This window comes from Streptomyces sp. NPDC059832 (assembly GCF_042731715.1).
In the GTDB taxonomy this organism is placed as follows: Bacteria; Actinomycetota; Actinomycetes; order Streptomycetales; family Streptomycetaceae; genus Streptomyces.
Genome location: NZ_JBHWIY010000026.1, coordinates 44773 through 53763, shown reverse-complemented (window position 1 = coordinate 53763; position 8991 = coordinate 44773). Strand labels below are relative to the sequence as shown.

6 protein-coding genes and 3 pseudogenes are annotated in these 8991 nt (G+C 69.6%); 8 read left to right on the top strand and 1 reads right to left on the bottom strand.

The genetic code is table 11. The annotated features are described in order from the left end of the window. Nucleotides 1-246: 246 nt before the first annotated feature. A pseudogene (locus tag ACFV8T_RS33245) lies at nucleotides 247-1174 on the bottom strand (transposase); the annotation flags it as partial. 174 nt (nucleotides 1175-1348) lie between these two features. Between ACFV8T_RS33245 and ACFV8T_RS33240 the strand changes: the two are divergent. From ACFV8T_RS33240 to ACFV8T_RS33205, 8 genes and pseudogenes are all read left to right on the top strand, one after another. Next, nucleotides 1349-2338 (top strand): LD-carboxypeptidase, encoded by a 990-nt coding sequence (locus tag ACFV8T_RS33240; protein ID WP_385334845.1) that lies wholly within the window; start codon nucleotides 1349-1351, stop codon nucleotides 2336-2338. A gap of 77 nt (nucleotides 2339-2415) precedes the next feature. Next, nucleotides 2416-2925: a helix-turn-helix domain-containing protein gene (locus ACFV8T_RS33235; protein WP_385334843.1), complete on the top strand. Its 510-nt coding sequence runs from the start codon at nucleotides 2416-2418 to the stop codon at nucleotides 2923-2925. A 298-nt stretch (nucleotides 2926-3223) separates the two neighbouring features. After that, nucleotides 3224-3736, top strand: coding sequence for a DUF402 domain-containing protein (locus ACFV8T_RS33230; RefSeq protein ID WP_385334841.1), 513 nt, complete (start codon nucleotides 3224-3226; stop codon nucleotides 3734-3736). Nucleotides 3737-3887: 151 nt separating this feature from the next. Next, a complete protein-coding gene (locus ACFV8T_RS33225) occupies nucleotides 3888-4115 on the top strand; it encodes a hypothetical protein (RefSeq protein ID WP_385334839.1) in 228 nt (75 codons plus the stop codon). A 284-nt stretch (nucleotides 4116-4399) separates the two neighbouring features. After that, a complete protein-coding gene (locus tag ACFV8T_RS33220) occupies nucleotides 4400-5878 on the top strand; it encodes a multicopper oxidase family protein (RefSeq protein ID WP_385334838.1) in 1479 nt (492 codons plus the stop codon). Between the two features lie 683 nt (nucleotides 5879-6561). Then, a pseudogene (locus ACFV8T_RS33215) lies at nucleotides 6562-6639 on the top strand (site-specific integrase); the annotation flags it as partial. Between the two features lie 30 nt (nucleotides 6640-6669). Further along, a pseudogene (locus ACFV8T_RS33210) lies at nucleotides 6670-7001 on the top strand (MarR family winged helix-turn-helix transcriptional regulator); the annotation flags it as partial. 165 nt (nucleotides 7002-7166) lie between these two features. Next, nucleotides 7167-8753, top strand: coding sequence for an FAD-dependent monooxygenase (locus tag ACFV8T_RS33205; protein ID WP_385334836.1), 1587 nt, complete (start codon nucleotides 7167-7169; stop codon nucleotides 8751-8753). Nucleotides 8754-8991 lie beyond the last annotated feature (238 nt).

Genomic DNA, 8991 nt, shown 5'->3' with positions numbered 1-8991 from the left:
CGCACCGAGACCTACCGTTTTCTCCCCCAACTAGCGGACCCTTGTCTGGGTCGGCGCGGGGGACTCTCCCCCACCCGGAACAGCCCCACGACGACGAGCCTCCTTGATGAGGGGTGCGCGTCGCCGGAGCAGCCGCTGTTTGTTCTGGTCCTCCAGAACAGACACGGTTCCCCTAGTGCTACCGTCCGTCCGCTCTACGCGCTGCTGATCTGCGGTTTCCCAGGGGAACGGTGTGCACCGGGTTGCCTGGGTGTGGGCGGCGAAGATCAGCCAGGTCCAGCGATCGGCGGCGGCCGAGTCGCGGAGCCGGGGCCGCGAACAGCCAAGGGTCTGCTTGAGCATGCGGAAGGTGTGCTCGATGTCGAAGCGCCGCAGGAACGCCTGCCGGCAGCGGTCGACGTCGGCCGGGGTGGCGCCGGTGCGCGACCACCACAGCCAGACCGGCTTGTTCACCCCGCCGAACGGCAGGTTCTCGACGGCCAAGCGGATGACGGTGCCCTCGCTGATAGGCAGCGCGCCGTCGTGGTCGAGCCAGGCGGCCCGGCGGGTCAACCTCGGATGCAGCCGATCCCAGGCCCGCACGGTGGCCTTGCCGTAGAGCCGGGTGTCTGTGACCGTGGCGGCCTGCTCCTCGCCCCAGGTGGCGGGGTCGCCGAAGACGAACTCGCCGCCGTGCTTCGGCGGCCGGCCGCCCTTGGGGTCGTAGACCCGCGGCGGCGTCGGGCGGCGCATCACCCGGTCCGGCCGTGTCCGGCCCAGGATTTCTACCGGCAGGCCGGACAGCAGATAGGCGATGCGTGGGGCGTCGTAGCGAGCGTCCAGTACGGCTAACATCTCCGGTCACCCTCGGCCCATTGGTCTGCGGCGACCAGCCGTTCGACCACCTCGCGGACCTGGTCGGCGCTGACGGCCGCAAGATCCGCGCCGGGGGCGAGCCGGACCGTGTCCAGGAGCGCGGACCAGGAGGTACGGCCGGACTCCGGGGCAACGACGACGGAGTACGGACAGCCGGGCATCATCTGGTGCTTGGCGTTGCCACGGCCGTAGGTGTGACAGAACGAGCGGTCCGCCACTGAGCCGGCGTCCGGCCGAAGTCACGGCGAGACGTCCACCGCCAGGACAACCGCCCGTCCGCAGCCCGGGGCAACGGAAGCTCAGTGGCCGAGTTTCGAAGTCCTTCGGGGGTTGACATCGGGGCCCGATTCCGCATCGGTCCGTTAGTTGTTCGCGGGGAGGCGGTCGGTGGGCCCGGCCAGGGTTTCGGGGCTTGGCCTGATTACGTCGGGGAGGCGGATTATCTGCGGCACGGGCCTTGTTGCTGGCCGTTGCTTATCAACAAGGAGGCCCCATGTCTGTGATCCTTCGGCCCCGCGCGCTATGTTCCGGGGACCTCGTGGTCGTTACCGCGCCCTCAGGCCAGCTTGAGCCGGGCGAGGAACCACTCCTCGCCCGCGGTGTGGCGATACTGGAGCGGATGGGTTTCCGCGTGCGAGTCAGCCCGATGGTCAACCCAGCGCAGAATCGCTGGTGGGCGTCGGGCACTCCGGCGGAGCAGGCCGCCGAGCTCAACGCTCTGCTCCGGGACCCGGAGGTGCGGGCCATCGTGGCGCACACCGGTGGACAGACGACCATCGGCTATCTCGATCTGATCGATCTGGACGCGATCCGGGCCGACCCGAAGCCGATCCTCGGCTACAGCGACATCTCGCTGCTGCACATGGCGTTGCACGCCAGGACCGGCCTCGTCGGCTTCCACGCCGACATTGCCACCCACGGTTTTGGTAGTGGCTGGTACACGGAGGGCGACGAGGCCCGTCGCACCGAGCTCGTTGACCTCTACACCCGTGTGCTCACCAAGGCCGAGGCGCCGGGCGTGCTGCCGCCGATGGGGGCTTGGGAAACCTGGCAGCCGGGACGCGCGCAGGGACCACTGGTCGGCGGTTTGCTGAACCGCCTGATCCAACTGCAGGCGACACCCTTCGCGTTGGCCGCCGAACGGTTCGACGGCGCCGTGTTGTTCTGGGAGGAGGTGCAGCGGCCGGTCACCCGGATCTGGGGCGACCTGCATACTTTGCGGCTGTCCGGTGTGTTGGACCGGATCGCGGGCATGGTGGTCGGCATCCCGACTGAGGTCACGCCCTACGAGGGCGGCGGAGACCGCGCAGGTCTACGCGACGTGGTGCTCGACGTCCTGGCCCAGCGTGACATCCCGGTCCTGGCCCAGGTCGACTTCGGCCACACCGCACCAAACCTGCCGCTGCCGCTCGGCGTCCGCGTACACGTGGACGCGGACAACCAGACGCTGTCCCTGCTCGATTCGGCGGTCACAGAAAGCTGAGGTTCAGTTGGATATTGCCGCAGGCCCGGAGGGCTGCGACCCGTAGTGTTCCGCCTCTCGCGATCGGCCCGTCCGCCATGCCCGTTGCGCCGGCCTGCCCGATCGTCCTGACCACCGCCGAGCGCGAGCGACTGAAGAAGATGGCCTGTGGCCACAAGACCGAGCACCGGCTGCGGTGCCGTGCGCAGATCGTCCTGCACGCGGCACGGGGACGCTCCAACGCGCGCATCGCCCACGAGACCAGCCTGCACCTGGACACGGTTCGTGCCTGGCGCGGCCGGTTCGCCCACGGCGGCCTGCCGGCCCTGGCCGACCGTAAACGCTCAGGGCGTCCGGCCCGCTTCACCCCTGTGCAGATCGCCGAGACCCAAGCGCTGGCTTGCAAGTTACCCGCCGAGACCGGTGTGCCACTGTCGCGTTGGTCCTGGCCGGAGCTGGCCGTCGAGCTGACCGCGCGCGGGATCACCGACAGCATCTCCGCGTCCACAGTGCGCCGCTGGCTGCGCGAGGACGTGCTTAGGGCTCGCAGAAAATCAACATGCGGGTTTGATCTTGTCCGGGCCCAGCCGCAAACGGCGACGGTCTAGTAGGGCGGGGGATGGTGGAGAAGACGGCGGAGCCGGAGGGCAGTTACGAACTCGTTCCGCCCAGCTCACCAGCGGGGACCTACAACCTGACTGAGCTGCGCGAGCGCAAGAAGCGCCGAGAGGTGAGTGAGCGCTATACGCCGCCGCCGACCGATATGGCAGCGTCAAAGCTCCCGTGGAGGACTCGTAGCGGTCCTCACTGACATGAACGGTCCCCACATCAGTCATCGAGATGTGAGGGCTCTCCTTGTTCGTTGAGACAGAATGCCGGTTGCCTGGCTGCCAGTAGCCTTCCGCCATGGAAGAAGCCGAGGTCCGGGTCGTGGTCCGTAAGTTCGATGGCAGCCTGCACTGGCACCACTCGATGGTGTGGTTGGGCGAGGACGAGTTCGGGGTCTGGCTCGGTGCGCCAATCGGGACGATCTATAGCAAAGGCGGGAAGGGGGAGATCCACACAATCGAAGAGCAACGAGTCATGCTCTTTCCACGCGGCGCCTGGTGGACGGCCCGGTTCCAGGCAGCTCCAGCCCACCTGGACGTCTATTGCGACGTCACCACTCCTCCCGATTGGCCGCACAAGGGAGAAGTGACCACGGTGGACCTGGATCTGGATGTCTGCCGGATACGGCAAGACGGATCCGTCTTCGTGGACGACGAGGACGAGTTCGCCAGTCATCAGCGGCAGTACGGCTATCCACGAGACGTCATCACGCACGCGGAGAGTGCCGCCGAGTGGCTGTCAGCCGCGCTGCGCGACGCTGCAGAACCCTTCGGCAGCCGCTACCGCACATGGCTGGACCGGGTCAGTTGAGATTGGCTTTGGTGTTGGTCAGGCTGCGGTAGCGAGGGAGCGTCCGCCCAGCGGATGCCCTTCTCGCAGCGGCCGACACCCCGCTGCGGCCCGCTCCACGGAGCCCGGCGGCCGGGACGGTCGGTGATGCGCTGCCCGTACGATGCCAGACGTGACTGTCCGCCGCGCCCTTGGCGCAGGCCCCCAGGCTCCCGCGCACAGCATCCGCGCCGCCCAGGCCGACCTGCTCGGCGCTCTTCCCGGAGAGCGCCTGTCCGACCTCGACGAACTGCGAGCCCGAGGCGTACTCGGCACGCGCCCGGCGGCGCCGCCGTCACCGCGGCGGGCCCTCGGGACCGGTGGCCGTGCCGACAAGGAACTGCCCCACCAGCCCGCCTGACCCCCTCGGCGCTGCCCCCGTGGTGCCGCACCCGCGAAGCGCCCGGTGGGCGGCACCCGCATGGGGTGCCGCCCACCGACGGACTCTCCCTCCCTCCTGGCCCTCCGCTCCGCCACCCTGGTGCACGGCGTCCACCGTTCGGGCGGATGCCACCGTCGTCGGCGCGTGGCCGTGGGGCTCGTGAAATGCGCATGCCTACGCTCCGGCTGACAGGCCGTCGGCCTTCCTCGTGACTTCAGCCGGGCATCACCCCGCCCGGCCGTACGACTTCTTTGGGGAGAGATGTGACCCGGTCCAGTACCCGTTCTGCGCCGGCCCGGATGGTCATCGGTCTGGCCCTTGCCTCGGCCTGGCTGGTCGGCTGCGCGAGCCAGACACCGATGGGGAGCCAGCTCGCGGCGGAGGGCCGCGCCGCATCTGCGGTCCCGGGCCCGCGACTGCAGGACCCGCCGGAGCTGGTCAGCCGGGACGGTGTCCTCAAGGCGACCATCGTGGTGGAACGGCGCAAGGTCCGGGTCGGCGACCGTCAGTTGTACGCGACGACCTACAACGGGGCGTACATGCCTCCCACCTTGCGCGTACGGCCCGGTGACCGCATCGACCTCACCATGACCAACCGCATCGACGAAGACACCAATGTGCACACGCACGGGCTCCATGTCTCGCCGCGCGCTCCTGCCGACGACATCTTCATCGCCATCAAGTACAACCAGTCGTACCACTACACGTACCAGCTGCAGCACAACCAGCCCACCGGCACCTACTGGTACCACTCACACGCCGACATGAAGTCCGCCGCCCAGGTCGCAGGCGGCGAGTCCGGCGTCCTCATCGTCGACGGTCTGCAGCACTACCTGCCCCCGTCGTTGCGCGGCATCACCGAACACACGATCGCGCTCAAGGATTTCCAGATCCAGGGCGATTCGATCAAGACCCATCCCCTGAGCATCGGCGCAGCCACCAACCGCACCGTCAACGGCCAGACGAACCCCGTCATCAACATCCGGCCGGGCGAGACACAGCTGTGGCGGCTGGCCAACATCGGCGCCAACATCTACTACAAGCTCCACCTGCCGGGCACCCTCTTCCACGTGATCGCCCAGGACGGCATTCCCGTCCGGAAGGTCTACGCCCAGGACACGCTGATCATCTCCGCCGGCGCCCGCTTCGACGTCCTCGTCCAGGGCGGCAGTCCCGGCACCACCCCGCTGGAAACCCTCCCGTACAACACCGGCTCGGCCGGAAACCAGTTTCCCCAAGCGACCCTCGCGACCGTCGTCACCGGCGGCACACACGCGAAGCAGGCCGCTGTCCCGACCGCCTTCGCCCCGCACGAGGACCTGAGCAGCGCAACGATCGCGGCCCGCAAGAACGTGGTCTACACGGAGAACGCGGCAGGCACGAAATTCTTCATCAACGGCCGGATGTACGCCCCCCAGCGGATCGACTTCACCTCGGTCCTCGGCACGGTTGAGGAATGGACCATCCGCAACGACACGGACGAGGACCACAGTTTCCACATCCACACCAACGACTTCCAGCTGATGAGCACGAACGGGAAGGCCCACGAGCCCTCCCACGGCTGGTACGACACGGTGAACGTGCCCGCGCGCAGCGAAATCGTCATCCGCATCCACTTCACCAACTACACCGGCAAGACCGTCCTGCACTGCCACATCCTCAACCACGAGGACATGGGCATGATGACCGTCCTCGACATCGTCCCGCCCCGCAGCCGGGACCAGGAGTCACGCAGCAAGTGACCACCGGGCGACCCGTAGAGCGCGGGCAGCGGCGCGGTGGTTCTATTCACGGATCCCGACAGCAGATGCGGCCCGCCGTTGCCGAAGTCGATGTTCACGAGAACGGGCTCTGGCTCAACTTCTGTGATGCCGGCCTGTCGATCGCAAGGACGGCGCGTCGGACGCGGGAAACCAGCAGGTCAGCGGGATCGCCCCGAATCGGGTACGGGCGGGAGCGACGTACCACCACAGAAGTTGAGCCAGAGCCCGAGAACGGGAGGCATCCCCGTCCCTGGCAGGCGTGGAGGAGACGGACGGCGTTGGGGTTGCGGAGCCAGATCAGGCGGCTCCTGGGCCGGTCCGTCTCCAGCAGGACGGTAACCAGCGGTTGCAGTGAACGAACGACACGGCCGGTGCCGTCGTTGAGGAGTCGGCCGAGGGTGTCGGCGAGCGAGCAGCATTCGCAGAGGCTTCCGCCGAGGAGCAACCCCTCGAAGCCGCAGCGGTCGCAGAAGAAGTCGCGGGTGATGTCAGCGCAGTCACGGCAGATCGGTATGCCAGCGGTGTCTCTGCCAGGCAGCAGTCGGTCGGCTCGGCAGCTGGGACAGCAGCCGCGGACACGCATCGCGCGTTCGTAGCAGGTTCGACAGATCGGGCCGTCCGACCACTCTGCGGATTTTGAGGCGCGACGGCTGCAGCGTGCGCGCCGCTGCTTCAAGCCGTCCCCGGAGGCGATCACCGAGCTCACGAGCCTGCTCGCTCCCGGCGACAGCAGCCGATGAGCCTCGTTCCTTGATCGTTCTCAGCGCTGACTGAGCAAGGGTTCACCGGGCCCCACGCCCGGCCTCCTCGTATGGCGACTCGCCAACAAGTGGCGCGTCGCGGTCGATCGCGTGGTGGCTCCGCCGGGCCTCACCCACGCGCAGTACTCACTGGTCGCGTCGCTGCACGGCATGCAGCGCGCCGGCGAGCGGCCCAGTCAACGCGACTCGCCGACCACACCGGCCTGGAGGCGCTGTACGTCTCGAAGCCGGCGCGCGCCCTGGAGTCGGCGGGCCTGATCGAGCGCACCCGTAATCCCCGCGACCCGCGCGCCGTGCGGCTCGCCCTCACCGAGCAGGGCCAGGCCGTCACCGGGCAAGCCGGGACACCGGCGGGCGGCGGGCGGCGGGTGAGGTAGCCGAGCAAGAACGCGGACGGCCCGCTTGCCGTCCATCCTCGCGGGGCCGGTCCCTTGACATCGCGGCGCCTGTTGTGGCTGGTCAGGTCGGTGAAAGGGCCTCTTTGGCCCTCGGTCATAGTGGGCGCCATGGACTATGACGTAGTGGTGGCCGGAGGCGGCCCGGTCGGACTGATGCTGGCCTGCGAGCTCCGGCTCGGAGGCGCGCGGGTGGCCGTCCTGGAACGTCTCACCGAAGTGGACCCGACGATCAAGGGCGGGGCAATCACCACGCCCAGCGCCGAGGTGCTCTACCGCCGGGGCATGCTGCCCGCGCTGGCCGAGGTGCAGCGGCAGGCGATGGACCGCTTCCAGGCGTTCATGCGCGAGCGGAACGGCGGGGACGAAGGCGGGGACGGAGGCGGGGACGGAGGCGGGGACGCGGGCCAAGGGCTCGGGTTCGTCGGGCACTTCGCCGGGATCATGCTGCGCGCCGACCTGGTCGACCGTACGGAGCCGGGCTTCGGCGACGCCGGACCCGCCGCCGAGATCGCTCTCGTGGCGCAGCAGGACATCGAGCGGCTGCTCGGCGGGCGGGCGGACGAGCTCGGCGTCGACGTGCGCCGGGGAGTGGAGCTGACCGGCTTCGACGCGGACGATGGGGCCGTCACCGTGCAGACGAGCGACGGGGCGATACGCGCCGGCTGGCTCGTGGGCTGCGACGGCGGCCGCAGCGCGGTCCGCAAGCTCGCGGGGTTCGAATTTCCCGGTACGGAACCGGAGATCACCTGTCACCAGGCGGTCGTGGAGATGACCGGCGCCGAGGACCTGAAGGTCGGCTGGACCGCCACGGACATCGGGGTGTACGCCTACGGGCCGATGCCGGGCCGCGTCGTCACCGTGGAGTTCGACGGCCCGCCGGCCGACCGGGACGCGCCGGTCACCGCCGAGGACCTCCAGGCGCGGCTGCGCCGCGTATCCGGCGTGGACGTCACGATCACCGGGGTGCGGACCGCAACCCGCTTCACCGACCACGCACGCCAGGTCACCGAGTACCGCAAGGGCCGGGTGCTGCTGGCGGGCGATGCGGCGCACGTGCACTCCGCGTTCGGGAGCCAGGGGCTGAGCCTGGGTATGGGGGACGCGATGAACCTCGGCTGGAAGCTCGCCGCGGTGATCGGCGGCCGGGCGCCGGAAGGGCTGCTGGACACGTACACCTCCGAGCGGCACCCGGTCGGTGCGTGGGTCCTGGACTGGACCCGGTCCCAGGTCGCGGCCATGCGCCCGGACCCGCAGTCCCGGGCCCTGCGCGAGATCGTCAGCGACCTGGCGGGGACGGTCGTGGGCACCACGTACCTCACCGCGCGGCTCAACGGTGCCGGGGTGCGGTACGAGCTGCCGGGCGAGCACCCGCTGACCGGCAGCAGCACCCCGGACCTCGAACTCACCGACGGCGGCCGCCTCGCGGACCACCTCCACGGCGGCCGGGCGCTCCTGCTCGACCTCACCGACGACCCGGAGCTCCGGGCCCTCGCTGCGGGGTATGCCGGCCGCGTCGACACCCTGACGGCCGGCTGCCCGTCCCGCCCGAAACTGGCGGCGGTCCTCGTCCGTCCGGACGGCTTCACGGCCTGGGCGGCCGACGCGGGGGCGCAGGCGCCGGCGTCGACGGCCGGGCTGGCGGAGGCGCTGGAGGAGTGGTTCGGAGTGCCAGAGGGTGCGGTGACGCCGGGCTGATCCGCCGCTCTGCTGACTGACTCGAACCACGAGCCGATCCCACCCACCGCCGCCGCACCCACCCGGTGTGGCGGCCGCCCGCACCCCAGTCCCGGCCCAGCAGCAGCCCGGAGCTCTCACCGGCTGCCAACCGCACCCGCCGCCACGCATAGCCGCCACGCCCTCCGCCGGTGTTACGGCTCCCGGCACCCTACGAGCCGGTGACCAGTGCAAACGTCACCGCCGGGACAGCCCCGGC